Source organism: Sphingomonas sp. P4_G2, assembly GCF_056401155.1.
Window position 1 is genome coordinate 184,588 of record NZ_JBFUJY010000002.1, and the last position, 25,407, is coordinate 209,994.

At 63.9% G+C, this 25,407-nt stretch carries 17 protein-coding genes; 11 read left to right on the forward strand and 6 right to left on the reverse strand.

Annotated elements, in window-relative coordinates; all coding sequences use genetic code 11:
• From ccoP to ccoN, 4 genes are read right to left on the reverse strand one after another with little or no spacing between them, the layout of a single operon-like run.
• Complete coding sequence (gene ccoP / locus AC1DRD_RS06305; RefSeq protein ID WP_478040752.1) at positions 1-915, reverse strand: cytochrome-c oxidase, cbb3-type subunit III; 915 nt, start codon at positions 913-915, stop codon at positions 1-3.
• Positions 908-1,069, reverse strand: a complete 162-nt coding sequence (locus tag AC1DRD_RS06310) for a cbb3-type cytochrome c oxidase subunit 3 (RefSeq protein WP_478029903.1) — start codon at positions 1,067-1,069, stop codon at positions 908-910. Before AC1DRD_RS06310 ends, ccoP begins: the two co-directional genes overlap by 8 nt.
• Entirely contained in the window at positions 1,066-1,806 is a 741-nt protein-coding gene (gene ccoO / locus AC1DRD_RS06315) for a cytochrome-c oxidase, cbb3-type subunit II (protein ID WP_478029904.1), read from the reverse strand. The genes AC1DRD_RS06310 and ccoO overlap by 4 nt, the downstream gene beginning before the upstream one ends.
• A gap of 6 nt (positions 1,807-1,812) precedes the next feature.
• Positions 1,813-3,444, reverse strand: a complete 1,632-nt coding sequence (gene ccoN, locus AC1DRD_RS06320; RefSeq protein WP_478029905.1) for a cytochrome-c oxidase, cbb3-type subunit I — start codon at positions 3,442-3,444, stop codon at positions 1,813-1,815.
• A 300-nt stretch (positions 3,445-3,744) separates the two neighbouring features.
• Between ccoN and AC1DRD_RS06325 the strand changes: the two genes are divergently transcribed.
• Positions 3,745-4,518, forward strand: coding sequence for a sterol desaturase family protein (locus tag AC1DRD_RS06325; RefSeq protein ID WP_478040753.1), 774 nt, complete (start codon positions 3,745-3,747; stop codon positions 4,516-4,518).
• A 139-nt stretch (positions 4,519-4,657) separates the two neighbouring features.
• On the forward strand, positions 4,658-5,488 hold the full coding sequence (locus AC1DRD_RS06330) for a universal stress protein (protein ID WP_478029906.1): 831 nt from the start codon (positions 4,658-4,660) through the stop codon (positions 5,486-5,488).
• Here AC1DRD_RS06330 and AC1DRD_RS06335 read toward each other — a convergent pair.
• A complete protein-coding gene (locus AC1DRD_RS06335; protein WP_478040754.1) occupies positions 5,475-6,755 on the reverse strand; it encodes a hypothetical protein in 1,281 nt (426 codons plus the stop codon). The two genes, AC1DRD_RS06330 and AC1DRD_RS06335, sit on opposite strands and share 14 nt — an antisense overlap.
• A gap of 114 nt (positions 6,756-6,869) precedes the next feature.
• On the opposite strand from AC1DRD_RS06335, the gene AC1DRD_RS06340 reads away from it, so the two are divergent.
• The 8 genes from AC1DRD_RS06340 (at position 6,870) to AC1DRD_RS06375 (ending at position 18,705) form a co-directional block, all read left to right on the forward strand.
• Complete coding sequence (locus tag AC1DRD_RS06340) at positions 6,870-7,475, forward strand: CGNR zinc finger domain-containing protein (protein WP_478040755.1); 606 nt, start codon at positions 6,870-6,872, stop codon at positions 7,473-7,475.
• Positions 7,476-7,649: 174 nt separating this feature from the next.
• On the forward strand, positions 7,650-10,544 hold the full coding sequence (locus AC1DRD_RS06345; protein WP_478040756.1) for a TonB-dependent receptor plug domain-containing protein: 2,895 nt from the start codon (positions 7,650-7,652) through the stop codon (positions 10,542-10,544).
• Between the two features lie 30 nt (positions 10,545-10,574).
• Complete coding sequence (locus AC1DRD_RS06350; RefSeq protein WP_478040757.1) at positions 10,575-11,957, forward strand: serine hydrolase domain-containing protein; 1,383 nt, start codon at positions 10,575-10,577, stop codon at positions 11,955-11,957.
• A 94-nt stretch (positions 11,958-12,051) separates the two neighbouring features.
• The gene (locus tag AC1DRD_RS06355; protein WP_478040758.1) at positions 12,052-14,835 is read left to right on the forward strand and encodes a valine--tRNA ligase; all 2,784 of its coding nucleotides are present in this window, start codon (positions 12,052-12,054) and stop codon (positions 14,833-14,835) included.
• A gap of 285 nt (positions 14,836-15,120) precedes the next feature.
• A complete protein-coding gene (locus tag AC1DRD_RS06360; protein ID WP_478040759.1) occupies positions 15,121-16,593 on the forward strand; it encodes an MATE family efflux transporter in 1,473 nt (490 codons plus the stop codon).
• 53 nt (positions 16,594-16,646) lie between these two features.
• On the forward strand, positions 16,647-17,636 hold the full coding sequence (gene hemB / locus AC1DRD_RS06365) for a porphobilinogen synthase (protein WP_478040760.1): 990 nt from the start codon (positions 16,647-16,649) through the stop codon (positions 17,634-17,636).
• A complete protein-coding gene (locus AC1DRD_RS06370; protein ID WP_478040761.1) occupies positions 17,633-18,172 on the forward strand; it encodes a GNAT family N-acetyltransferase in 540 nt (179 codons plus the stop codon). Before hemB ends, AC1DRD_RS06370 begins: the two co-directional genes overlap by 4 nt.
• Positions 18,169-18,705: a GNAT family N-acetyltransferase gene (locus AC1DRD_RS06375; RefSeq protein ID WP_478040762.1), complete on the forward strand. Its 537-nt coding sequence runs from the start codon at positions 18,169-18,171 to the stop codon at positions 18,703-18,705. The genes AC1DRD_RS06370 and AC1DRD_RS06375 overlap by 4 nt, the downstream gene beginning before the upstream one ends.
• Here AC1DRD_RS06375 and AC1DRD_RS06380 read toward each other — a convergent pair.
• Positions 18,702-20,738: an acyltransferase family protein gene (locus AC1DRD_RS06380; RefSeq protein WP_478040763.1), complete on the reverse strand. Its 2,037-nt coding sequence runs from the start codon at positions 20,736-20,738 to the stop codon at positions 18,702-18,704. The two genes, AC1DRD_RS06375 and AC1DRD_RS06380, sit on opposite strands and share 4 nt — an antisense overlap.
• 147 nt (positions 20,739-20,885) lie before the next feature.
• On the opposite strand from AC1DRD_RS06380, the gene AC1DRD_RS06385 reads away from it, so the two are divergent.
• Positions 20,886-25,388: a hypothetical protein gene (locus AC1DRD_RS06385; protein WP_478040764.1), complete on the forward strand. Its 4,503-nt coding sequence runs from the start codon at positions 20,886-20,888 to the stop codon at positions 25,386-25,388.
• Positions 25,389-25,407 lie beyond the last annotated feature (19 nt).

The window sequence follows — 25,407 nt, forward strand, 5'->3', positions numbered from 1 at the left end:
TCACTTGGCCGCGACGGTCGTGGCCGGTGCCGCGGCTGGGAGCGCTTCGCCGCCACCGAGCGAGTGGACATAGACCGCAAGCATCTTCAGCGTGATCGGGTCGAGCTTCTTTCCCCAGGCCGGCATGATCCCGTAGCGCGCGTTGGTCACCGTTTGGGTCAGGCTGTCGCGATCGCCGCCATAGAGCCAGATCTTGTCGGTCAGGTTCGGCGCGCCGAAGTCGCGGTTTCCCTGGCCATTGGCGCCATGACACGCCGCGCAATTGTTGGCGAAGATCGTGCCGCCACGCTTGGCCGACGGGCTCATCGCTTCCTGGTGCGAGATGAAGCGCACATAGGAAACGGCATCCTGAACCTCTTCGGGCTTGAGGATCTCGTCCTTGCCGAACGCCGGCATCTGCGACATGCGCGTGCTGTCGTCGCCCGGGAACCGTACGCCGTCGAGCAGGGTCCGCTGGATCGACTTGATGTCGCCGCCCCACAACCAATCGTCGTCGTTCAAATTGGGATAGCCCTTGCTGCCCGCGGCGCCCGATCCGTGGCACGCCGAACAATTGATGCGAAACGCCGCGCGGCCACCGTCGATCGCCGCGTGCATCAAGGTCGGGTTCTTCTCGATTTCCTCGATCGGCAGACGATCGATCGCCGCGAGCGTGGACGCCTTGGCCTTTTGATCGGCGGCGAGTTCCGCCTCCAGCTGGCCCTTGCTGGTCCAGCCCAGCACGCCCGGCGTACCGCGCGTCAAGAGCGGCCAGGCCGGATAGGCGATGCAATAACCGATCGCGAAGACGATGGTCGCGTACAGGATATACAGCCACCACCGCGGCATCGGCGTGTCGAGTTCTTCGATCCCGTCCCATTCGTGACCGACAGTCGGGGTGCCGGTCGCCTGGTCGATGCGGCCTTTCTCAGACATCGGCCTGATCCTCTTCGAAAATGCTGGTGGCGGCGCGGCGCGTGGCCGCACTCGAATTCGGGCGGAAGGCCCAGCCGACAAAGCAGAGGAAGGCCACGCTCATCAGCACGAGCCCCCAAGAGTCGGCGAATTCGCGGAGCGCATTATAGCTCATCGTGCCTGCTCCCGTGCCGCCGCCTTCTTGAAGTCGACCTGGGTGCCGAGCATCTGGAGATAGCCGACAAGCGCATCCATCTCGGTCAGCCGGCCGGGATTGCCGTCGTAATCGCGCGATTGCGCGCCGGGATAGCGCTTGGCGAGTTCGGCCTTGTCGCCGTCGCCGAAGTCGCCCTGGGTCAGGACGTCGGCGACCGCTTTCTTGACGTCGTCGTCGCTGTACGGAACCCCGACGTCGCGCAACGCGGTCAGGTCGCGGTCGATATTGGGCAGCTTCAAATCGCGCTCGGCGAGGAAGGCATAACCCGGCATGATCGATTCCGGCACGACCGAACGCGGATCGGTCAGATGCTGGCGGTGCCATTCGTCCGAATAGCGTCCGCCGACGCGGGCCAGATCGGGGCCGGTGCGCTCAGATCCCCATAGAAACGGGTGGTCGTACATGCTCTCCGACGCCAGGCTGTAATGGCCATAGCGTTCGACCTCGTCGCGAAACGGGCGGATCATCTGGCTGTGGCAGAGCGAGCAGCCTTCCCGGATGTAGATGTTGCGCCCAGTGAGCTCGAGCGGGGTGTACGGCCGCACGCCGTCGACCTTGGGCACCGTCTCCTTGATCCAGAACAACGGCGCGATTTCGACGATGCCGCCGATCGCGACGACGAGCAAAGAGAGCACCAGCAGCAACATCACGTTGCGTTCGACGACCTTATGCTTCTGAAGGAATGAAATGGCCATTGCTGCTTACTCGGCGGCAAGAGGAAGAGGAGCGGCGGTGGCACCGTCGGCGGGCGTCCGGACCACCGGACGGTCGCTGGCCGGGTCGAACGCGGCATCGGCGAGTGGGGCTTCGCTGCGCAGCTTGCCCGCGATGGTCATCCAGATGTTCCAGACCATGAACAGCGCGCCGACGAAGTAGAGCAGGCCACCGGCGGTACGGATCACGTAATATGGATGCAGCGCGGCGACGACTTCGGCGAACGAGTAGACGAGATAGCCGTCCTGGCCATATTCGCGCCACATCAGGCCCTGGGTGATACCGGCGACCCACATCGACGAGGCGTAGAGGACGATCCCCAGCGTCGCGCACCAGAAGTGCCAATTGACCATGCGCAGCGAGTAGAGCCGCTCGCGACCCCACAAGCGCGGCGTCATGTAATAGAGCGCGCCGAAGGTGATCATGCCGTTCCAGCCGAGCGCGCCCGAATGGACATGGCCGATGGTCCAGTTGGTGTAGTGCGACAGCGAGTTGACGCTCTTGATCGACATCATCGGGCCTTCGAAGGTCGACATGCCGTAGAAGGCGAGCGCGAAGACCATCATGCGGATGATCGGGTCGGTGCGGATCTTGTCCCAGGCGCCGTTGAGCGTCATCAGGCCGTTGATCATGCCGCCCCAGCTCGGCATCCACAGCATCACCGAGAACACCATGCCGAGCGTCTGCGCCCAGTCGGGCAGCGCGGTATAGTGAAGGTGGTGCGGACCCGCCCAGATGTAGAGGAAGATCAGCGACCAGAAGTGAACGATCGACAGGCGATAGCTGTAGATCGGCCGCTCGGCCTGTTTGGGCACGAAATAATACATCATGCCGAGGAAGCCGGCGGTCAGGAAGAAGCCGACCGCGTTATGGCCGTACCACCATTGCGTCAGCGCATCCTGAACCCCGGAAAAGGCCGAATAGGATTTCGATCCCAGCCATGACGGCGGCACCGAGATGTTGTTGACCAGGTGCAACATCGCCACGGTGATGATGAAGCCGAGATAGAACCAGTTGGCGACGTAGATGTGCGGTTCCGACCGCTTCACGATCGTGCCGACGAAGACGATCAGATAGCTGACCCAGACAATCGTCAGCCAGATGTCGACATACCATTCGGGCTCGGCATATTCGCGGCCCTCGGTGATGCCCAACATATAGCCGGTCGCCGCCAGGACGATGAACAGCTGGTATCCCCAGAACACGAAGCGGGCGAGGGCGGGTGCGAACAGCCGCGCGCGGCACGTCCGCTGCACGACATAGAAACTGGTCGCGATCAGCGCGTTGCCGCCGAATGCGAAGATGACCGCAGAGGTGTGGAGCGGACGCAGGCGCCCGAAGGAGGTATATTCGATGCCGAGATTGAAGATCGGCCATGAAAGCTGCGATGCGATCAGGATGCCGACCAGAAATCCGGCGACGCCCCAGAAGACGGTCGCGATGACGCCCCAGCGTATCACGTCGTCATAATAACGGTCGGGACGTACCGCTTCCGGCGCGCGCCCGATCTGCCGCAGCGTATAGAAAGCCGCGATCGTCGCCGCGGCGGCGGAGATCATCATGTGCACGGCAAAGCCGGTATCGGCCGCAAAGCCCGCTGCGCTCACGCACAGGAACATCAATAGGAGCCAACCCCCGGCTCTGGTCACGACGTCGTCCAAATCGACCCCCCGAAAAGCGTTGTCACCCCGGTTCATGGGGGTGGCGGCGGCTTAGCCGGGGGGATCGGCGCGGCTCTATGCGTAGTTTCCCCAAGGCCTTGCCGGCGCGATGGGCCGGTGGTCGTCAATGCCGGCGAATTCCTTGACCACGATCAAATCCAGGCCGTGGAGCAGGGGTTTATGGGTTTTTGTGACGAGGCGGCAGAGGGGGCAATCGGGTCGCCTCGTCACTTTCCATCAGCCGAGGCACGACCCGTCATGCAGACCGACGAAATGCTCACCACGCCGTTCTGGCGCCGATCCCACTATCTTGATCGCATGACGTTGCGCGATCTCGCCGGCGCCTATTTCCGTCATTACGCGATCGTCACCTATCTGCTGCTGGCGGCGGCGATGCTGGGCCTGTACGGCTACCGGCCGGCCTCGCCGATCCAGACCGCCGCGGCGATCGCGCTGGTCGTCCTGGCCTATCCGCTGGTCTGGTATTCGCTCCATCGCTGGGTGCTGCACAGCAACTGGATGTTCAAGGTCCCGTTCCTGGCCGCGGCATGGAAGCGCATCCATTATGACCACCACCAGGATCCCAATCACCTGGAGGTGCTGTTCGGCGCGCTCTACACGACGCTGCCGACCTTATTGCTGGTCGCGGCATTGCCCGGGTGGCTGATTGGCGGGACGGGCGGGGCTGCCGCCGGGTTTGCCGCCGGCCTGCTCGTTACCTGCTTCTACGAATTCGCGCATTGTATCCAGCACCTGTCCTACAAGCCGCGGCTGCGGTTTCTCGCGGTTATGAAGGCGCGCCATCTCGAGCATCATTTCCACGACGAACGCGGCAATTTCGGCATCACCAATTTCGTCTGGGATCACCTGTGCGGGACCTATTACACGCGGCCGCAACGTCCCGCCAAAAGCGCCACGGTTTTCAATCTCGGCTATGACGACGGGATGGCCCGCCGCTATCCCTGGGTCGCGCGCCGGTCGGGCGGCGTCGCTGCCGGCCATCCGCGATATCGGGCCGGCGCGTATGACTGAGCCATGGCCGATGCTCGACCGATGGTTCGCCGACGCCGCGGCAACCGATCCAGCCTTCTACAACGCCGCCGTCCTGGCGACAGCGGACCGAACGGGTCCGTAATTCCCCGAATATCGCGGTCGCAGCCGGCGCAATAGGGTGAGCGCCGGCTATTTCGCGGGGACGGCGATGAAGAATATCCTGGTATTGATCCATGACGACCCGGGGCAGGAGGCGCGCCTCCAGCTGGCATTGGATGTGACGAGGATGTTCAACGGGCACCTGATGTGCCTGGACGTCGCAATTCCTTCGATCGCGCTCGCGGACGAGGCATTCGGCGGTGGGGTCGGCGCGATCCTGCTGGCCGAAGAGGTCACCCATGAGGCCGCCAATCGCACCCGATTGGAACAGCGGCTGAAGATCGAAGGCGTTTCCTGGGAATGGGCTGACGCGACGGGCCGGGTTGCCCCCAGCCTGCGCGCTGCGAGCCAGTTTGCGGACCTGATCGTCGTCAACCGGCGGCTGGACGATTTCCCGAGTTCGGACATGCGCGCCGTCGCCGGCGAAGTGATCGCGCGATCGGGCAAACCCGTATTCGCCGTTCCGGAGAGTCTGCGCCGATTCCGGCCAGCCTGTGCCATGATCGCCTGGAACGGATCGACCGGCTCGATGGCGGCGGTGCGGCACGCGCTTCCTCTTTTACAGCACGCCGACCGCGTGTTCCTGACCGAAGTGGAAGGGCGCGGTGAAGGGTCCGCCGAGGCTGCGGCCAGCTATTTGTCGCGATACGACGTGCATGTCCGCGTCGAGCGACTGGCGCCCGAAAACGGCGACATCGGCCGCACGTTGATCAGCCGCGCAGTAAGACACGACGCAGGCTATATGATTGCCGGCGGATTCGGGCACTCGCGGTTGACGGAAGCGCTGTTCGGCGGCGTCACTCGCGACTTGCTCACGCACGCTCCATGTCCCGTGTTCATGGCGCACTGACGGTAATCATATCCTGCGCGCGAGCATCGTCCTTGACCGGAGAGAGCGCAAAGGAAAGCAGCGGGAGCGATAGCGCATAGGCATATTGCGTGAGCGAGACGCCGATGTTGAACGGGAACCAGATAGTGGGAACCCCAAGCCGGGAAAGCTCATTGATGAACAGCGCTACAGCGACCACCGCCATCGTTGTCAGTGCTAGCAATCTGCGTTCGCCGCGCGCGATGATCCGCACCGCAATCACCACGAACAGGACGGCGAAGACGGCGCGTCCAACGGCGACCAATGCATCTGCATGTGTAATCGCTCCGACGACTCTTACCACCCAGGCGGCTATACCGGTCAGCAAGACGATCCGCCTATCGCGGCCGTCCGCCCAGTCGTTCCAGGCAGCCGTCCATGCCAGCATGGCGAGTGGCGAGAGCAGAATGGCGTTCTGCCGATCCAGTGTCGAAATACCGATCAGGTCGGTCCAGGAGGCGACCGCGTTTCCCAGCCTGAGGCAAGCAGTCGCAACGAGGGCGATCGATAACCACCGGGCAAAGCCTGGCCTGGCCATCGAGGGAGCCACGACGAGCGCGATCCCGGCGAGCAGGAACATCATGATCGGCAGCGCGATTTCGACGATGTAGCCGGCAATGGTTCGATGCCATTGGGCATTGTACAATGTGTCGCCGAACGAGGCCGCGGCCAGAGTGGGCACGCTCCTGAGTCCACCGCTCTGATTGTCCCGACCAAGTCCCGGTTGCATGAAGGTCCTGATCGCCAGCAACGCGGAATGCTCGCTCGCCGATGGCGGAAGCTTGACCAGGAACGGCCGGGCACCGACCACTTTCGGATCATGGCCCAGCCTGCCGATGCCGCCGATCGGCTTGCCATTCCAGAACATCTCATAACCGTCATCGACCATCGTCGGGCCAAGCAACGCCAAGTCGCCCTGCGCGGGCAAGGCGACGCGGCGGCGATACCAGCCATAACCCTCAAGATCGGGATGGCCGCGCGCGTGCCAACCGGCGAGATAGCCGGGAAGGCCGACGTCGAAATCGTGATTGCTCGGTAGCGAAACCAGGTCGATCCGATCCCAGTTGCGATCGTCGGTCCGCGGGTCGGCCCATCGTGGATCGTCGCCCGCGTGGAAGCGCCACGACCCGTCCAGCACCCTCGCCGGGCCAACCGGATCGGGCCGGCCGCCGATCGCGAGCATTGCGACGACCGAGAGCAGCATCACCAGACAGAGAGAGCAGAACCAGAACCGCAGCCGCTGAGACAATTCGCTTCCCCTACAAGCTGCCCGAACGAAGGTGCATTTGGAAACTGGAGCAGGTAGACCTGACTGCACCAGTTAAGTGTGTTTCACTGGTGCAGTCAACGGAGTGCAGGTTGGATGGCCATTTCCTCTCCCCGTCCGGTTTCCGCGATCCGCCTGGATGGCGGCCGCTTGTCCATCGATTTCGCCAACACGATCCACGACCGGTTCGCGGCGGACGTGGAGGATTATATCGCGACCCCCGAACGCTATGTGGAATGGGCCAGGCGCTCGGGCGCGATCGCTGCCGACGAGGCGATGGAGGTGTCGCGACTGGAGGGAGAGGGCGAACGTCTCCTGGCGGAGGTTCGCTCGCTGCGGGACGCCGCTTATCTGCTCTTGTCCGCCTGCATCGACGGGGTCTCTCTTCCCAAAGACCCGCTGCTCGTTGCAAATCACTGGCTGCTACGAGCGCGCCAGAGCCAGTCGCTGGAGGAAAACGGGCTCCTATTTCTGCACGCGGACCCGGCGGATTTCCGGCTTCCGCTCAAGCGGATCGCCCTGGACGTCGTGGATACGCTCGCAGAGGCGCGCGCCGGCAAGTTCACGCTCAAACATTGTGCGAACCGGAGCTCTTGCGGGTGGATATTCGCGGATACCAGCAAGAACGGACGACGGCGGTGGTGCGCGATGCAAACCTGCGGGACCGCCAGCAAAACCGAGACTCGCCGGAACAAGGGCTAAGGCCTGCGACACGCCGCAAGCAGGAACCAAGCAGCTGGAATGAGCAGAGCCGGATCATAACTCCGGGTTATCGGCGCAAGACGTAATTGCGATTGATTCCTCGCCCCCGCTCACGGACGTTGCAGTGCCCGGTCAGCAATAAGACCGAGAGCAAAATAACATCAGGGGAAAATCATGGGGCCTCATTCGTGTTCCAATGCCGCACGTCTGCGCTACGCGTACCTTGCTGGTTGCGCCGCGATCTTGCTGGTATCTCCGCCCGCATTTGCCGCGAGCGCCAATAACGAGGCGCCGACCGGACAGGAAACGCCCCCTGTTACTCAGCCGAGTGACGACCAACCACAAAAGGACATAGTCGTCACCGGTTCGCTGGTCCGCAGCACCGGTTTCACCGCACCGACGCCGGTCACGGTGATCGATGCCGACGCCTTGGCGCGGGTCTCCGCGCCCAATGTCGCCGACGCGATCAACCAGATGCCGGCGCTGCGTCCCTCGCTCACCCCGACCAGCGCGGTGAACGCCGGCGGCGGCACGCAGATCGGCGGTAACTATCTCGACCTGCGCGGTCTCGGCTATGCCCGTACTCTGGTGCTGCTCGATGGCCGGCGCTACGTGCCGTCCAACCCGACCGGCGCGGTCAACCTCAACAACATTCCCCAGGCGTTGATCGATCGCGTCGACATTGTGACGGGCGGGGCCTCCGCCGCCTATGGCGCCGATGCCGTGGCCGGTGTCGTCAATCTGCAGACCAAGGCGAAGCTGGAAGGCCTCAAGGCGACGCTCCAGGCCGGCGAGGCGGGAGCGGGCGATTATCGCAACGTGCTGATCTCGGCAGCGGCCGGATTGAAGCTGACCGACAGCATGCATCTGGTACTAGCCGGCGAATATTCCGACAATTCCGGTATCGCCCGCTTGGCCGCGCGGCGCTGGGCCGCGGCCGGCGCCGGTCTGCTCGCCAACCCCAATGCCGGCAATGGCGGGCTCGGCACGCCGAGCCAACCGCGTCAGTTTCTCGTTACCAGCGGTCTGCGCAACAGCAATTCCACGGCCAATGGCGTGATCACCGGCGTGACCTTCCGGCCCGGGTCCGGCTCGCCGATCAACACCATCACCGGCCTGCCATCCTATTTGAAAGGCGTGCAGTTCAACGATGCCGGCCAGGCGGTACCGTTCTCGCTCGGAACCTTGACGACCTCGGGTACGATGCTCGGCGGGGACGGCGTGAACGGCATGGCCGACCAGGTCGGGGCGACGCCGATCACGCGCTATACCGCTTATGGCAAGCTGAGCGGCGACGTCGCGCCCGGTTGGACGGCGTTTATCGAGAGCTCCTACAGCCATTTCCATTCGCTGCAGGACGGTATCCCCTCGACCTTCAGCTACACGATCGCGGCGGACAATTTCTATTTGCCGACCGATCTGGCCGCGACGCTGGCGGCCAACAAGGTGTCCGCCATCACCGTCAACAAGCTCGCCGATCAGAATGCGCGGACGCTGACCAGCTACAATACCGACGTCTATCAGATCACGCTGGGCGTGCATGGCGATCTCGGCAAGAGCTGGTCGTTCGACGGCTATTACGGCCACGGCCGCAACTACAACGACAATATCAGCCGGAACAACCGCATCCTGGCCAATTACGCTTTGGCGATCGATGCCGTGGCCGATCCGGCGCATCCGGGCTCGGCGATTTGCCGATCCACTCTGACCAAGCCGGGCAACGGCTGCATCCCGCTCAACATCATGGGCAAGGTCGATCCCAACAATCCGGCATTGGGCTACGTCAACGGCGTCGCCGAAACGATCAACGACATCGAGCAGGACGAGCTTTCGCTCACGCTGCGCGGCGAACCCTTCTCGACCTGGGCCGGCCCGGTGTCGCTGGCCGTGGGCGGCGAATATCGCAGTCAGTCGCTAAGGGTGAATTTCGACAGCGCCTCGCGGGCAGGCGCCTATTCCGCTCCTGCGCTTCCTTATTCCGGCAGCGTCGACGTCAAGGAAGCATTCGGCGAGCTGCTGATTCCGTTGCTGGCCGATTCACCTTTCGGCAAGAGGCTGAGTGTCGACGTTGCCGGGCGCATCACCAACTATACGACTTCGGGAACGGTCGAGACCTGGAAGGCGGGCGTCGATTACGCGATCAACAAGTCGATCCGCCTGCGCGCGACCGAATCCCGCGACATTCGCGCGCCCAACCTGACCGAATTGTATCAGAAGAGCGGCAGTTCCTTCCTGACCGTCACCGATCTCGACCCGCGCTATCTCGGGCAGAGCTATCTGGTCACGGCGCTGACCGCGGGCAATCTGAACCTGAAGCCGGAAGTCGCCAGGACCTTCACCGGCGGCGTGGTGCTGACGCCGAGCTTCGTTCCGCGGCTGAGCATCTCGGTCGACTATTACAATATCGACATCAAGAAGGCGATCATCCAGCTGACGCCGGCGACGATCGTCCAGCAATGCTTCACCACCAACACGGCGGCTTGCCAATATATCACCCGGGACAATAGCGGCCTGATCACCACGGTGTTCAGCGGCCCGACCAATCTCGCTTATGCCAAGACTCGCGGTATCGACGTTGAGATGAGCTACGTCCTGCCGGTCGGCAGCGATCGCGTCGTCTTTCAGGGGCTGGTCAATTATCTGATCAAGACCGAGACCTATGACGGGACCGTCCACGTCCGATTGGATGACAGCGTGGTCCAGCCGACCGTCGCCGGCATGGGCGGCAACCCGCGATGGAAGGCGAACGCCAATGTCAGCTACATCGCCGGCGACTGGCGTCTGAGCGCCACCGCGCGCTATGTCGGCGGCGGTTTCATCGACCGCACCCTGACCGCCAGCAATATCGACAAGCTGACCGTCAACGGGCGGCTCTATGCCGACCTGTCGGGTGAAGTGACGATCTTCCGCCCGCGTGGCGCGGGCAGCAAGGTCGCGCTGTTCGCCGCCGTCCAGAACCTGTTCGACAATGATCCGCCGATCACCGGCGCCGGCGGCTATGGCACGACGCGCGCGCTGTACGACACGATCGGCCGCCAATTCATGGGTGGGCTCCGCGTGAAATATTGAGGCTGATTGCCGAAAAAAGGGGAGGGTAGCGTGACTCGGATTGGATATCTGCCGCTGGTCGCGCTCATCGCGATGTCACTGATGGCGCCCGCGGCAACGTCCGCCACGCCGGCCGAGCCGACGGCGGAGAAGGCGGCCGCGGTCAAAGCCGCGCTGGCCGTGCCCGCCACCTCGGCCGCCCCCGGCTGCGCGGTCGGGCTGTTTCGCGGCGGCAAGACCGAATTGCAGGTCAATGACGGCTATGCCGATGTTGCCACCGGACGCCGGATCGACGCCGACACGCAATTCTATGCCGCCTCGGTCTCCAAGCAATTCACCGTCGCCGCGCTGATGCAATTGGTCGTCGCCGGCAAGGTGCGGCTCGACGCTGATGTCCATCGCTACCTACCTGATTTGCCGTCCTATTCCGATCCGCTGACGATCCAGAATTTGTTGAACATGACGAGCGGCGTGCGCGATTCCCTCGTCCTGCTGCAGCTCGACGGGATCGAACCGCTTTCCCGCGCGACCCGGGCGCAGGCGCTGGCCGAGGTGTTTCAGCAACGCGATACCAAATTCAAGCCCGGCACCGCCTATGATTATACCAATGGCGGCTATCTGCTGCTGTCCGAAGTGGTCGAACGCGTCTCCGGCGAAAATTTCGAGACTTATGTCGATGCGCATGTGTTGAAGCCACTCGGCATGACCCGCAGCTTCGTCATGCTGGGCAGTCGCACGTCGGACGCCAATGCCGCGCGGGGCTATACCATGCCCGGCGGCAAGGCGGTGCTGACCGACGAATTTCCGTTGTTCGGCGGGAGTGGCGGGTTGATCACGACGATCAACGATCTCGCCAAATGGTATGCCGATATCGACGGCGGACATAAGGTCTGGACCCCCGAGGTCACGCGGCTGATGACCATGCCGGGGCGGTTCACCGATGGCAGCCCGGTGCGCGACCACGGCCAAGGGCCCGTCTATGGCAATGCCCTGCTGATCGGTCCGCACTGGTTCCACCACACCGGTTCCGCGGGAGGATTCAAGACCCTGTTCGGCTATAATCGCGAGCAACGCTTCGGCGTGGCGCTGCTGTGCAACAATGGCGACTATAACCCCGACAAAGTGGCCGATGCCGTGCTTGCCGCCTATGATGGAAGCGTGCCGCGCGTGAGCGAAGGCGCACCGCCTTCATCGCTCAACGGCAGCTACGGCAATCCCAACCTCAAGGCGGTCTATTCCATCGCCCTCACCGAAGCCGGCGGCACACTGACCATCACCGATCGCACCGGCAAGCCGCGCGCGCCGCAATCGCTGACGGCGACCGGGCCCGGCCAATATAAGGGCCCGGGCTACACGCTGAGTTTCGACGACAATGCCAGAGGCTTCACCCTGACTATCCCGCGCGTGGTTCTGCACTTCACCAGATTACCCTGAGGCAATGTTGTCCAGCGAGTCGACGGCTCGCCAAGCAGGCGAACCGACCGCGCCACGGCTTGTCTAGCCCGGCTCAGCCGGTAAAGGCGGTGCGATGAGCACCGAGCTACCCAAGACCTTCGACCCTGCGGAAATCGAGACGCGCTGGTATGCGCATTGGGAGGAGAGCGGGCAGTTCCGCCCCGATCGCCCCGGCGCCGAGCCCTGGACGATCGTCAATCCGCCGCCCAACGTGACGGGTTCGCTGCATATCGGTCACGCGCTCGACAATACGTTGCAGGATGTGCTGGTCCGTCATGCCCGTCTCAAGGGCAAGGATGCCTTGTGGGTGGTCGGCACTGACCATGCCGGTATCGCGACGCAGATGGTGGTTGAGCGCCAGATGGCCGAGCGCCAGCAGAAGCGCACCGATTTCACCCGCGAGGAATTCGTCGCCAAGGTGTGGGAATGGAAGGCCGAAAGCGGCGGCGAGATCACGCAGCAGCTGCGCCGGCTCGGCTGTTCGATGGATTGGGCCAACGAGCGCTTCACGATGGACGAGGGCTTTTCCAAGGCCGTCCTCAAGGTGTTCGTCGACCTCTACAATCAGGGCCTGATCTATCGCGACAAAAGGCTGGTGAATTGGGACCCGGGTCTCGGTACCGCGATCAGCGACCTCGAGGTCGAGACCAAGGAGGTCAAGGGCAGCTTCTGGCAGATCCGCTATCCGCTGGCGGATGGGTCGGGATCGATCACCGTCGCAACGACGCGGCCGGAGACGATGCTCGCCGACATGGCGGTCGCGGTGCATCCCGAGGATGAGCGCTACAAGGCGATGATCGGCAAGCAGGTGAAGCTGCCGATCACCGGCCGCCTGATCCCGGTGATCGGCGACGAGCATGCCGATCCGACGCTCGGTACCGGCGCGGTGAAGATCACGCCGGGGCACGATTTCAACGATTTCGAAGTGGGCAAGCGCGCCGGGTTCAAGGCGGGCGAGATGCTCAACATGCTCGATGCCAAGGCGCAGGTTCAGCAGACCGCCGACGGGCTGATCCCCGACGACCTGCTCGGCATCGACCGCTTCTGGGCGCGCAAGCTGGTGGTCGAGCGGCTGAAGGAAGGCGGCTTCCTGGTCCCGCACATCGACAAGGACGGCGTCGAGCATGACGCCGAGCCGCGCACGATCCAGACGCCTTATGGCGACCGCTCGGGCGACGTGATCGAGCCGTGGCTGACCGACCAATGGTATGTCGATGCCGAGACGTTGGCGAAGGCGCCGATCGAGGCGGTCCAGTCGGGCGCGATCAAGATCGTGCCGAAGAGTTGGGAGAAGACGTTCTTCAATTGGATGGAGAACATCCAGCCGTGGTGCGTCAGCCGGCAATTGTGGTGGGGGCATCGGATTCCGGCGTGGTTCGCCGACGATGGACGCATATTAGTTGCCCAAGATGAGCAGGCGGCTTTGCTGCAAGCGATTGGGGGCGATAACGCCGGGCTCGACCTGATGGGAGGGTCGGCGATCGTTGTGGAGGATGAGCGCGCCGCGCAGGCGCTGCGCGAGACGCTGGCCGACGATGATAAGACGCTTATCCTGTGGCAGGACCCCGACGTCCTCGACACCTGGTTCTCCTCCGCGCTCTGGCCCTTCGCGACGATGGGCTGGCCCGAGGACGCCGATCCAAAGCTCCACGGCCGCTATCCTAACGACGTGCTGATCTCCGGCTTCGACATCCTGTTCTTCTGGGACGCGCGGATGATGATGCAGGGGATGCATTTCATGAAGGACGTGCCGTTCCGCACGCTCTATTTGCATGGCCTGGTGCGCGCCGCCGACGGGCAGAAGATGTCTAAGTCGAAGGGCAATGTCGTCAATCCGCTCGGGCTGATCGATCAATATGGTGCCGACGCGCTGCGCTTCTTCATGGCGGCGATGGAAAGCCAGGGCCGCGACATCAAGATGGATGAGAAGCGGGTCGAGGGCTATCGCAACTTCGCGACCAAGCTGTGGAACGCCGCGCGCTTCTGCCAGTCGAACGGCATCGGCGCGTCCAAGACGCTCGAGGCGCCCGAAGCGACGCTAGCGGTCAACAAATGGATCATCGGCGAGACGATCCAGACGGTGCAGGCGGTCGACCTGGCCCTGGCGGACTATCGTTTCGACGGTGCCGCCAACGCGATCTACCAATTCGCCTGGAGCCGGTTCTGCGACTGGTATCTCGAACTGATCAAGCCGGTCTCTAGCGGCGACGAACGCGGCGCGATCGACGACGAGAGCAAGGCGGTCGCCGGCTGGGTGCTCGACCAGATCCTGGTCATGCTCCATCCATTCATGCCGTTCGTGACCGAAGAGCTTTGGTCGAAGCTCGGCGCGCGCGACGACGACCTGATCGTCGCCAAATGGCCGATCGCCGATGCGCGCGCGATCGATCCCGAAGCGGGCAAGGAGATCGACTGGCTGATCCGGCTGGTCAGCGAAGTGCGGTCGAGCCGCACCGAACTCAACGTGCCGCCAGGCGCGCGGCTTCCCGTCTATCTTCGCGATGCCTCGGCCGAGACGCAGGCGCGGTTCGAGCGTCTGGCGCCGGCGATCGCACGGCTCGCGCGGATCGATCGCGCGGAGGGCGAGGCGTCGGGCGGGGCGGCGCAGGTCGTGGTGGACGAGGCGACCTTCGTTCTGCCGCTCGAGGGCGTTATCGACCTCGCCGCCGAACGCGCCCGCCTGACCAAGGCGATCGAAGCGGCGGCTAAGGAGCGTGACAGTCTGGCCGGTCGGCTCAACAATCCGAGTTTCGTCGAGCGCGCCAAACCCGAGGCGGTGGAGAAGGCGCGGGCGGATCATGCCGAGAAATCGGCCGAGGCCGAGCGGCTGACGGCGGCGCTGGCGCGGCTGGGTTAGCCACACTTACAACGTCACCCCGGCCTTGTGCCGGGGTCCACTCCTCCTCTTGCGCAGGCAGGAGTTGTGGCACGGTGGATGCCGGGACAAGCCCGGCATGACGAAGTGACTGCCGACTCCGGGCGAATGCCACTCGCCGCCCAATAACGCCAAGGAACATCTCTCCCGCGAACGGATTATGTTGCGCCTTGGGCTAGGCGAACCGGCGCCCATTCCCTATCGAACCGCACGACAGCGAAACGACCAGCGAATCCGGCCGTCCGGGCCGAAGAAAGGCAATCCACCGTGGCGCAGCCGCCGCAACAGCCTCAGCACCGGGGGCCGGGAGGCCGACGCGATCTGACCGTCGGACCGATCGGCTCGACCTTGCTGGCGTTCGCGCTGCCGACGCTGGCGTCGAACATCCTCCAGTCGCTCAACGGCTCGATCAACTCGATCTGGGTGGGGCGTTTCCTCGGCGAAAGCGCGCTCGCGGCGACCTCCAACGCCAATATCATCATGTTCCTGATGTTCTCCGCCGTGTTCGGCTTCGGCATGGCGGCGACGATCCTGATCGGCCAGTCGGTCGGGCGCCACGATATCGAGGGCGCGCGGCGCGCGTTCGGATCCGCGGTCGGGCTGGTGATCGGCGGTGCGGTCGCGATCTCGATCCTCGGCTGGCTGTTCGCGCCGCAGATATTGCGGCTGCTGGCGACGCCGGGCGAGGCGCAGAACATGGCGCGCGATTATCTGCGCGTGATTTTCCTCGGCCTGCCTTTCTCGATGCTCGGCGTGCTCATCTCGATGAGCCTGCGTGGCACCGGCGATTCGGTAACGCCGCTCTGGTTCATGGGGTTGAGCGTCGCGATCGACAGCAGCTTCAACCCGCTGTTGATCGACGGCATCGGCCCATTCCCTAAGATGGGGATCGCTGGGTCGGCGACGGCGACGTTACTCGCTGGGATCGTGTCGTCGGCGGGCATGCTCATCTATGTCTATTGGCGCGACCTGCCGATCCGCCTGCGCGGCCACGAACTGCGCTATCTGATCCCCGAAACGGCGCTGGTGAAGACGATTCTCGCCAAGGGTCTGCCGATGGGCGCGCAGATGCTGGTTATGTCGACCGCCGGTCTCACGATGATCGGCCTCGTCAACCGCCACGGCGTGGAAACCGCTGCCGCTTATGCGGTGTCGCAGCAGCTGTGGACCTATATCCAGATGCCGGCGATGGCGATCGGCGTCGCGGTCAGCTCGATGGCGGCGCAGAATATCGGCGCGGGCAAATGGGAGCGGGTCAACGCGATCACGCGCTCGGGCATCGTCTACAACACGATCATCACTTTGGTCGTCATCACCGCGATCATCCTCTTCGACCGTCAGGTGATGACCCTGTTCGTCGGCAGCGGCAGCCCGGCGATTCCGATCGCGCGGCATATCCAGCTGATCTCGAGCTGGACCTTCGTGATGTTCGGCGCGACGATGGTGTTGTTTTCGACCGTGCGCGCCAACGGCGCGACGGTGCCGCCGCTGATCATCCTGGCGGTCGCTTTCTATCCGGTTCGTCTCGGCTTCGCGATCTACGGCCAGCGATTGATCGGTCCCGATGCGCTCTGGTACGCCTTTCCCCTCGGTTCGCTCGTCTCGCTGGTGTTGGCGGCCTGGTATTATCGCAACGGGCGTTGGCGCGACCAGCTGTTGATCGTCCCGCCAGAACCCGAAGGCGAGGAACATGCCCACGCCACGGGCGAGCCGGCCGGGCGGTTGCATCCGACCGGCTAACCTGTCGCTCCGCCCTCTTGCGCGGCGCGGCACGGGGGCTCAAATGCGCCGTCATGAGCCATTATCCCACGATCCGTCTCCGCCGCCCTCGCGCCTCGGCGTGGAGCCGTCGAATGCATGCCGAAACGACCCTGACTGCCGCCGACCTGATCTGGCCGCTGTTCATCGCCGAAGGGCAGGGGGTCGAGGAACCGATCGCCAGCCTGCCCGGCGTATCGCGCTGGTCGGTCGACGGCATTGTTGCGCGCGCGAAGGAAGCGCGTGACCTCGGTATCCCGTGCATCGCGCTCTTCCCCAACACGCAACCCGATCGCCGCACCGACGACGGCAAGGAAGCGCTCAATCCCGACAATCTGATGTGCCGCGCGATCCGCGCGCTCAAGGACGCGGTGCCCGATATCGGTGTGCTGACCGACGTCGCTCTCGATCCCTATACCAGCCATGGGCATGACGGCCTGCTCGACGATAGCGGCTATGTGCTCAACGACGCCACGGCGGACGTGCTCGTTGGTCAGGCGCTCAATCAGGCCGCGGCGGGTGCCGATATCATCGCGCCGTCGGACATGATGGACGGCCGTGTCGGCCTGATCCGCGAAGCGCTCGAGGCCGCTGGCCATGTCAACGTCCAGATCATGTCCTACGCCGCAAAATACGCCAGCGGCTTCTACGGCCCGTTCCGCGACGCGGTCGGCTCGCGTGGGCTGCTCAAGGGCGACAAGAAGACCTATCAGATGGACCCGGCCAATGCCGAGGAAGCGCTGCGCGAAGTCGCGCTCGACCTGGCCGAGGGTGCCGACAGCGTGATGGTCAAGCCGGGTCTACCCTATCTAGACATCATATTGCGTGTGAAGGACCGCTTCGAAGTGCCTGTATTCGCTTATCAGGTGTCGGGCGAATATGCGATGCTGGAGGCGGCCGTCGCGGCCGGAGCGGCCGAACGCGACGCGGTGGTGCTGGAGACGCTGATGGCATTCAAGCGGGCCGGCTGTTCCGGCGTGCTGACCTATCACGCGCTCCACGCGGCCAAGCTGCTGGCAAAATGATCGAGACGGCTCGCCTGATCCTCCGCCCGTGGCGCGAGGACGACAAACCTGCGTTCGACGCGATCATCAACACGCCGGCGATGATGAAGCATTTCGGCGGGGTCGCGCCGCGCGAGCGGATCGACACGCTGATCGACAGCCAAATCGCTAAGCAAGACGCCGATGGCCATTGCATGTGGGCGGTCGAGACCAGGGCGGATGGCGCGTTGGCGGGAATTTGCGGGCTCAGACTGGGCGGGCATCCCGATACGCCGGTCGACGGCATGTACGAACTCGGCTGGCGGATTGCCGAGAAGCATTGGGGGCAGGGCATCGCGCGCGAAGCGGCTGAGGCGAGCCGCGACTGGGGCTGGGCGAATACGCCGGCCGAGACGATCGCGGCGTGGACCAATCCCGACAACGCGCCGTCCTGGGGGCTGATGATCCGGATCGGCATGACGCGCCGTCCCGAGCTCGACTTCCGGCATCCGCGCTATCTCGATAATGACGACGTGATCGGCGACATGATCGTCTACGCGATCGATCGACCGCGATGAGCGCGATCGAGACCGAACGACTAATCCTGCGCGGCTGGCGCGAGAGCGACGTCGCGCCGTTCCATGCCATGTGCAACGATCCGGAGGTCATGCGCTATCTCGGACCGCCGCTGAGCCGCGAGGATGCCGAAGCAGCCGCGGCCCGCCAGAACGGGTTCATCGCCAGCCATGGCTATTGCTTCTGGGCGGTCGAGCGAAGAGCCGATGGCGCGTTTCTCGGCTTTTGCGGCCTCAAGCCTGGACCCGAGGGCACGCCGCTCTTCCACCAGGTCGAGATCGGCTGGCGGCTCGCGCGGGACGCCTGGGGCCGGGGCTATGCGCGCGAAGCGGCCGAGGCGGCGATCGCCTGGGGTTGGGCGAACACCGATGCCCCCGGTATCGCGGCGATGACGAATATTGAGAATGTGCGCAGCTGGGGCCTGATGGAGCGGCTCGGCATGATGCGCGATCATGCCGCCGATTTCGACCATCCGGCGGTGCCGATCGACGATCCGTTAAGGCCGCACATCGTCTACCGGATAGCGCGGCCTTAGTCCCACAGCGTGCCGTTGAGGCGCTCGACCACATAATCTGCACCCGATTCCGAAAGGTGTTGTTGGTCAATGAAGAACGGAATCTCTCCGTCATTGGTTCGGCACCGATCATTGGGGCACAACAGATCGCGCAGTTGCGCGAAACGAACGCCGCGGACGGCGTGAGCGCTCTCTGCGACGATCGCATTGCCGCGATCGACCAGCGGGTCGAAGAAGCGATCGTCGACTGATCCGTCCATCTCGCTCAGCCCCGGCGTCGTGTAGCCCTCGATGAGCCCGCGCAACGGCAGCGCTTGCGCCCAGACATGGCGCGCCGGGTCGAATCGCAGCCAAGGCACGTCCCCCAGCAGAACGACCTTCTTGCCGGCGTCACGGAGGCGAGTCAGCGTTCGGCCGAGCGCCGAGCGCAGTTCGATGTCGCTTGAGCTGTCCGTATTCGTCCCGTTGGCGGGTATCACCCCATCGCCGATGGCAATGGCACGAGCGCTGAAAGGCGACTGCCAGAATGCCGTCAGGACGACGATCTTGATGCGGGGATCCCGGGCCGCCTTTTCGATCGCGGCAATGTTGAAATCAGCGCAGGCCCGCGATGCGCCGGGATGCTCGCGCAGCCTGAGAGTCGCGCCGAGCAACGGTGGGCAGGAACCCGCCGTCATCTGGATCAGCCCGTAACCGTGCGCACGGGCATCCTCGCGCAGCGCGTCGCCGAGCGACGATGCATGGCTATCGCCAAGCAATGCGACAAGCGGGCCATTGCCGGGCGGCGCGCAGAATGGGCTGGGGTTCGGGCGATCGACGCCATAGCCGGTCAGGCAAGAGCTCCTGCTCTTGGTCAGGATTCTCTCTATGCGCCGTGACGATGCGCCGGTTCGGTCGGGAATGCCGCCGGACAGCGCGATACCACCGAACAGCGCGAGACTCGCCGCAAGCGCGATGCCGTAGCGCCGCAGGGTGGCCGGATTGGTGCGGCCATGCCGGGGGTGGCGCCAAGGCCGTTCGATCCAACGCCAGCAGCAATAGGCAGGAACGATCGACCCGATCGCCGTTGCCGCCAGCAGCAGCGGCGGTACCGGACCAGCAGCGGCGACGCGGAGGAAGGCGAGCGGCGGCCAGTGCCAGAGGTACCAGGAATAGGAGATGAGCCCGATCGCGACCAGCGGGCGGCTGCCGAGCAGGTGGCGGTTGATGCCGCTTTCGGGTGCCGCAATCATCATCGCCGTACCGAGGGTCGGCAGGAGCGCGGCATAGCCCGGAAAGCGCACCTGTTCGTCGAACAACCGCAAAGACGCGGCGATCGCCACCAGCCCGGCAACGGCGATCCATTGCTGTACGGCAGCCGGGAGCCGGAAGCCCGCGCGGTGGGCGATCGCCAGCGAGACGCCGATACCGAGCTCCCACGCACGCGTCGGCAATAGGTAGAAGGACGCGACCGGCTCGATCGGTGTCGCCAGCAGGCCGAGCAAAAGCGATAGGCCCGTAATGGCGAGCACCGCCCATAACGTGCTTCGGACGCTCCATCGGCGAAGCACCAGTAACAATGGCGGCAGGAGCAGATAGAATTGTTCTTCGATGCCGAGCGACCAGGTCATCAGGAACGGCTCGAGCACCGCGCTTGGCGTGAAATAATCGGTTGTGTGGAAGAACCAGAAATTGGAGATGCCGAGCAACGCGGCGACCGCCGAGATCGCGAACCGCGCAAGTTCGCTCGGCCCCAGGATCAGCACTCCCGATCCCAGCGTCGCCAACGACACGGCGATGAGCGCCGGCAGGATGCGCCGGGCGCGCCGGGCGTAAAAGGCGGCAAAGCTGAATCGGTGATCGGCGATCTCGTGATGGACGATTCCGCCGATGAGAAATCCCGAGATGACGAAAAATATATCGACGCCGGCGAACCCGCCGGGCAGCCAGCCGAGGCCGGCGTGAAAGAGCACGACGGAGGTAACGGCAATCGCGCGCAGCCCATCGATATCTGGACGATAGCCGGCACGCGCTCCGGCCAGAGCCGATCGGTCCGCAATTTGCCCGGTCGCCATATCCATCGCCGCGATCTAGGCGATAGAAGTTGAAAGAAGCTGAAATCCGATAAGCTTAGCGATCAAACTTTGATTGCAAGGTTGGATTATTGATGTTCTCCTTATGTTCCAGCGCAGTGCGTTGGACGGATCCCAGAGGAGAATTGCATGCAAATCAATGGCCCCAGCCAAATCGTTTTTCCGGACGGTTCGGCACAGCAGAGCTTGGCGCTGACTACCAGCGGCACTACCGGTACCGTCGGCTTCAGCGTCACTGAAATCCCTGCGCAGGTTGCTTCGGTGCGCCTGTCGGCCACCGCTTCACCGCTGGCTGTCGGCGCCGCGCTAACGCCAGCGCAGGCCGGAGCACTTGTCGTAACCCGTACCGCCAGTGGCGGCACCGGTTACGGCCCGACGATCGACAAGTCGGCGATCGTCGGCGTCCGCTCGCGTGTCTACGCGACCGGCACCGCCGCGCCCGCTTTCACCACCGGCGATTCGACGGCGGTCACCGCGTGCAAGAATGGCAACTATTTCATCCCGGACTTTCCGACGGGCGGCAGCGGCACCTTCACCGTCGACATGCTGTTCGATATCGGTACGGCGATCACGCTAGGTAAGGTGGTCGATACGCTATTGAGCCTGGGGTACACCACGGCGACCAGCGATCAGTGGACCGGCGTCTCTGCCACGACTTTGGTCAGCAGCGATGGCACGACCATATCGGTGCTGAACGCGCTGACGATCACCGCCGACAGCACCAATCCATTCAACCAGAAGAAGCTGAATGCGACTGTCACCGGCGCATTGTCGGGCCGCTGGGTCGGTGTGCGGCTGACCGCTGTCTCGCCGAGCCGCTACCCTTGCGTGTTCGGCGGCCTTGGCGTGCAGGCAAGCACCGGGTCGGGCTCGACCTTCACGCCATTGCCGTCGCCGGTCTATTTCGGCGTTACCGCGACCGACAGCGGGTCGGGATCGGGTGCGCTCATCGACCAGTCGTCGATCGTTGGCGTACGTACGCGCGTCTTTGCCAGTGGGACGACCGCGCCGTCTTTCACGATTGGCGACGCCAACGCCGTGACCGCATGCAAGGACGGCAACTACTTCATCCCCGGCCTGCCGACGAGCGGCACTGGAACCTATACGATCGACGTGTTGCTGGACATCGGCACCGCAATCACGCTGGCCAGTGTCGCTGACACGAAGGCCAGTTTGGGCTACACCACGGCGACGACCGATCAATGGACCGGAGTCACCGCCAACGCGATCGCAAGCAGCGACGGCACGACATTGTCGGTGCTCAATGCCCTGGCGATCACCGCGGACAGCGCCAGTCCGCTCAACCAGAAGAAGTTGAACGCGACCGTCTCCGGTGCACCGACCGGTCGCTGGGTCGGATTCCGCCTGCTTGGCGTGTCGCCCAGCCGTTATCCGTGCGTATTCGCCGCGTTGGGCGTGCATCCGGCCAGCGGCAGCGGATCGTCCGCCACCTATCGCGTGCCGATCGGCGACACATCGACCGATTTCGGCTCCACTCCGCCGCCGACTGGTAATCCGGTGGTCTATGGCGATCCGGGCACGCGTTTCCCGCTCGGCATCTATCTTCCGTCCCCGGCGGCGAGTTATGCACTGACGATCCCCGTCGGGCTGTCGCTCGTTGTGCGCTCGACCAGCCCGACGACCATCACCGTAGGTTCCGCCTATAGCCTCACCAGCGCCACCGGGCCGTTTGCTCCCACCCAGACCGCAGGGGGTGCGAGCAGCGTATCGCTGCAGATTGTGGGCAGCGGCAAAAGCTTCGACGGCACCAACCTTAACCTATCGGCCGGCACCTATCTCGCCTCTCCAGCGCTCGGGCTGAGCTTCGCGAGCAGCAGCGACGCGAGCAAAAGCCAGACGCCGCCGGCCTTCACCCTGTCGTTCAAGGGGGTCATCCCGACCGACAAGAACGTCATCGCCGCGGTCTACGAATATGGCGAAGGCGGCATCGTGCTACTCGGCAACTGGGCGACCAACAACGTCATCGTCCGGATCGAGCGCGACGGCACCGTCGAGGAGTTCGAGAGCCCGAGTGTGTTCTCGAACACCGCGGTCGAGGACGTAGCGGTGCGTTATGTCGACAATGCCTCGGGGGCAGGCGGGACCATCAGCTTCCTCCGTGCCGGGACACAGGTGGGGACGGCGCAGACAACGACGATCAAGCCGCGTGTCGTCCCTGACGCTCCGCTGGAAAGCAACGCGCTATCGGGCAACACTGCCGGCGGCGGTGCGCTCAAGGTGCAAAAACTCGGCGTCACCGTTGATCTTCCCTCGCAGAGCGAAAGCTTCACGCCGGTTTCGGCGGGCAACGTGACCGCCACGCAGTTGCAGAACCTCTATATCGATGCGCTGGCGGTAATGGCGCCGCAAAGTGCGCGGACGGTGACCTATCAACCGACGGGTGGATCGGTCCAAGCACTGGATGTGGTCATCGGCCCCCTGACGGTGCCGGCAGGCGCTCCGTATCGAGCAGTGCTCGAGGACTGGTCGAGCGGCTCGGCTGTCAGCCATGCCAACGTGCTCGTCATGACCAGACCGGTCAGGCAGAATTGCGTGTTCGAGGATGCGCAATTGGGGGCGGTTCCGCCATGGATCGAGTGTCTGCCGCAAGGCGCGGTACCGGTGATCGGCGGCATCGCCTATTATTGCGAAGCCGTGCGCATCGGGAGCTACGCGACCTTCCAGTTCGGCTATGACTGGACGACCGCGACGATGCCCAACAACCCGTTCGGCGATCCCAGTGGCAAGAACAGCTACATGGTGCCGCACAAATGGCGAATCGAAGATTCCTCAGGCAATCTGCTCGGCAAGGTCGAAAGGCCCGATGGCGGCCCGCTGAACGGCACTGACATCCCGAGAATCTTCGCCGGCAGCTATGACGGCAACGGTGTGGCGATCACTAACGCCACCGATAGATGGTATCCGCACGGCACGGTCCGCGCGGCGGTGATCTGGCGCTCGGCAACGCCGACGGCACAGAGCCAATCATTCATCAACGCCAATCTGCCGCGGTACGACATCACCGTGCCGTATGCGTCGCACACCCATTTCTCCAACAATGGCGGGGACATGCGCTTGTGGAGCGACGGACAGGCCAACGGGTTTGGCAATACGCGCGTCATGCCGTGGCAACCGACCACTTATGCTGCCCTGGTACCGCAGGCGGGTGTCACGCAGGATCCGTACAAGGCGTCGCTCTACGCCGACGTGTCGCTCGCGTCGGTGGCATCGACGTGGCTTAAATATACGCCGTTCAATCAAGCCGGCCGCAGCCCGGTGACGGGGCCGGGCGGTGCTCGTGACGATCGCGCCGGCATCGCCGAGCCCGTTGCCCAATATATGTACGACGTGACCGCCACGCGGCCGCACGACGGCACGCTGTTCGCCGCGATCGCGCTGGATTATTGTTCGAGTTACGCCAGCGATCCCTATCATTGTTTCGAAGGCGGGCGATGTGTGCCCCTGTTCAAGGGGCCCAACGCTAATCGTACGATCACCCTGCGGAATCACTATTATGGTGCGGGTGACGGCGCGACGCCGCCGGAAAGGGCCTATTACATCCAGGGCGGCCAGCCTTATGTGTTCGCGACGCAATACAGTCCGTTACGGGTCACGGTGCCCTATGCCGGTTCTGCGGCGGACAAGCCCTATTTCGGGACGAACGAAATCGATTCGCTGCATGCGCATCAGTTCCCGCACTGGGGCTCGTTGCTCTGGAAAACGCCCGAATTCGCGTTCCTTGGGCACAAACTCTGGGATCAGACCCGTCTCTATCTGAACGTAATCATCAACGAATCGTCGGCCCAGCGCTGGGCGGTACGCGATGGTGCGTGGTCGTTCCTCCATGCCGCATTGGCGTGGAAGACGGCATCGGCGAATTCCGACCGGCTCTATAGTCGGGCCGAGGTGATGGCATTTGCTGTCGCCGATTTCGAAGCGTTCAGCGACATGCACAAGACGGCCACGCCCGGCTTCGACCATCCGCCGGCCAACCTGTTCACCGGCGGCGCAATTGATCCGGTCAAAGTCGCCTATGCCGGTGCGAGCAAGTTCGGCATCATCATCCCGATCAACGACGACTATGGCCAGCACGATTTCTATGCGGGCTACTGGCTAAGCGCGCTGGGAATCGGCGAGAAGCTGGGCTTCAATGCCGCGTTGCGCAGTGCATCCGCGAAGGCAGGGGCCGTGCTCGACTGGCTGATCGCCCAGCATCGCAAGCGGATCGTCGGGCGCATCAACTCGGCACCGCGTGCCAATCTGGCCGACAACAATTATCTGTTCGTGTTATGGAAGACGGCGTCGATCAACGCCGCGAGCGGGAATGTTGCCAGCCTGCCGCAAACCTTTGCCGCAGTCGCGACGCAGAACGGCAATGCGCCGAGTTGGGATTATTCGACCGCCAACGGCGTCACGGATATCCGAGATGGCCAGGCGACCGACCAGCTGCTGGCCGGCCCGTCAATCCTGAAGAACCAATTGGCGCAGACGGGCACCGATCTCGACTCGGCGCTCACCACTGTCACCGGTTGGCGCAACCAGAAGAAAAGCGAGCAGTTGGCGCTGGGCTCCAACGCAGGGCAGAGCTGGTTCCGATATCTGAATGCGATGAACAATCCAGCCATAAGCTGAACTGAATGACGGCGCTCAG

Bases quoted from the DNA above. Each gene is read 5' to 3' on its own strand.
- ccoP (WP_478040752.1), bottom strand. From the start codon at position 915: ATGTCTGAGAAAGGCCGCATCGACCAGGCGACCGGCACCCCGACTGTC.
- AC1DRD_RS06310 (WP_478029903.1), bottom strand. From the start codon at position 1,069: ATGAGCTATAATGCGCTCCGCGAATTCGCCGACTCTTGGGGGCTCGTG.
- ccoO (WP_478029904.1), bottom strand. From the start codon at position 1,806: ATGGCCATTTCATTCCTTCAGAAGCATAAGGTCGTCGAACGCAACGTG.
- ccoN (WP_478029905.1), bottom strand. From the start codon at position 3,444: ATGTTCCTGTGCGTGAGCGCAGCGGGCTTTGCGGCCGATACCGGCTTT.
- AC1DRD_RS06325 (WP_478040753.1), top strand. From the start codon at position 3,745: ATGCAGACCGACGAAATGCTCACCACGCCGTTCTGGCGCCGATCCCAC.
- AC1DRD_RS06340 (WP_478040755.1), top strand. From the start codon at position 6,870: ATGGCCATTTCCTCTCCCCGTCCGGTTTCCGCGATCCGCCTGGATGGC.
- AC1DRD_RS06345 (WP_478040756.1), top strand. From the start codon at position 7,650: ATGGGGCCTCATTCGTGTTCCAATGCCGCACGTCTGCGCTACGCGTAC.
- AC1DRD_RS06355 (WP_478040758.1), top strand. From the start codon at position 12,052: ATGAGCACCGAGCTACCCAAGACCTTCGACCCTGCGGAAATCGAGACG.
- hemB (WP_478040760.1), top strand. From the start codon at position 16,647: ATGAGCCATTATCCCACGATCCGTCTCCGCCGCCCTCGCGCCTCGGCG.
- AC1DRD_RS06370 (WP_478040761.1), top strand. From the start codon at position 17,633: ATGATCGAGACGGCTCGCCTGATCCTCCGCCCGTGGCGCGAGGACGAC.
- AC1DRD_RS06375 (WP_478040762.1), top strand. From the start codon at position 18,169: ATGAGCGCGATCGAGACCGAACGACTAATCCTGCGCGGCTGGCGCGAG.
- AC1DRD_RS06380 (WP_478040763.1), bottom strand. From the start codon at position 20,738: ATGGCGACCGGGCAAATTGCGGACCGATCGGCTCTGGCCGGAGCGCGT.
- AC1DRD_RS06385 (WP_478040764.1), top strand. From the start codon at position 20,886: ATGCAAATCAATGGCCCCAGCCAAATCGTTTTTCCGGACGGTTCGGCA.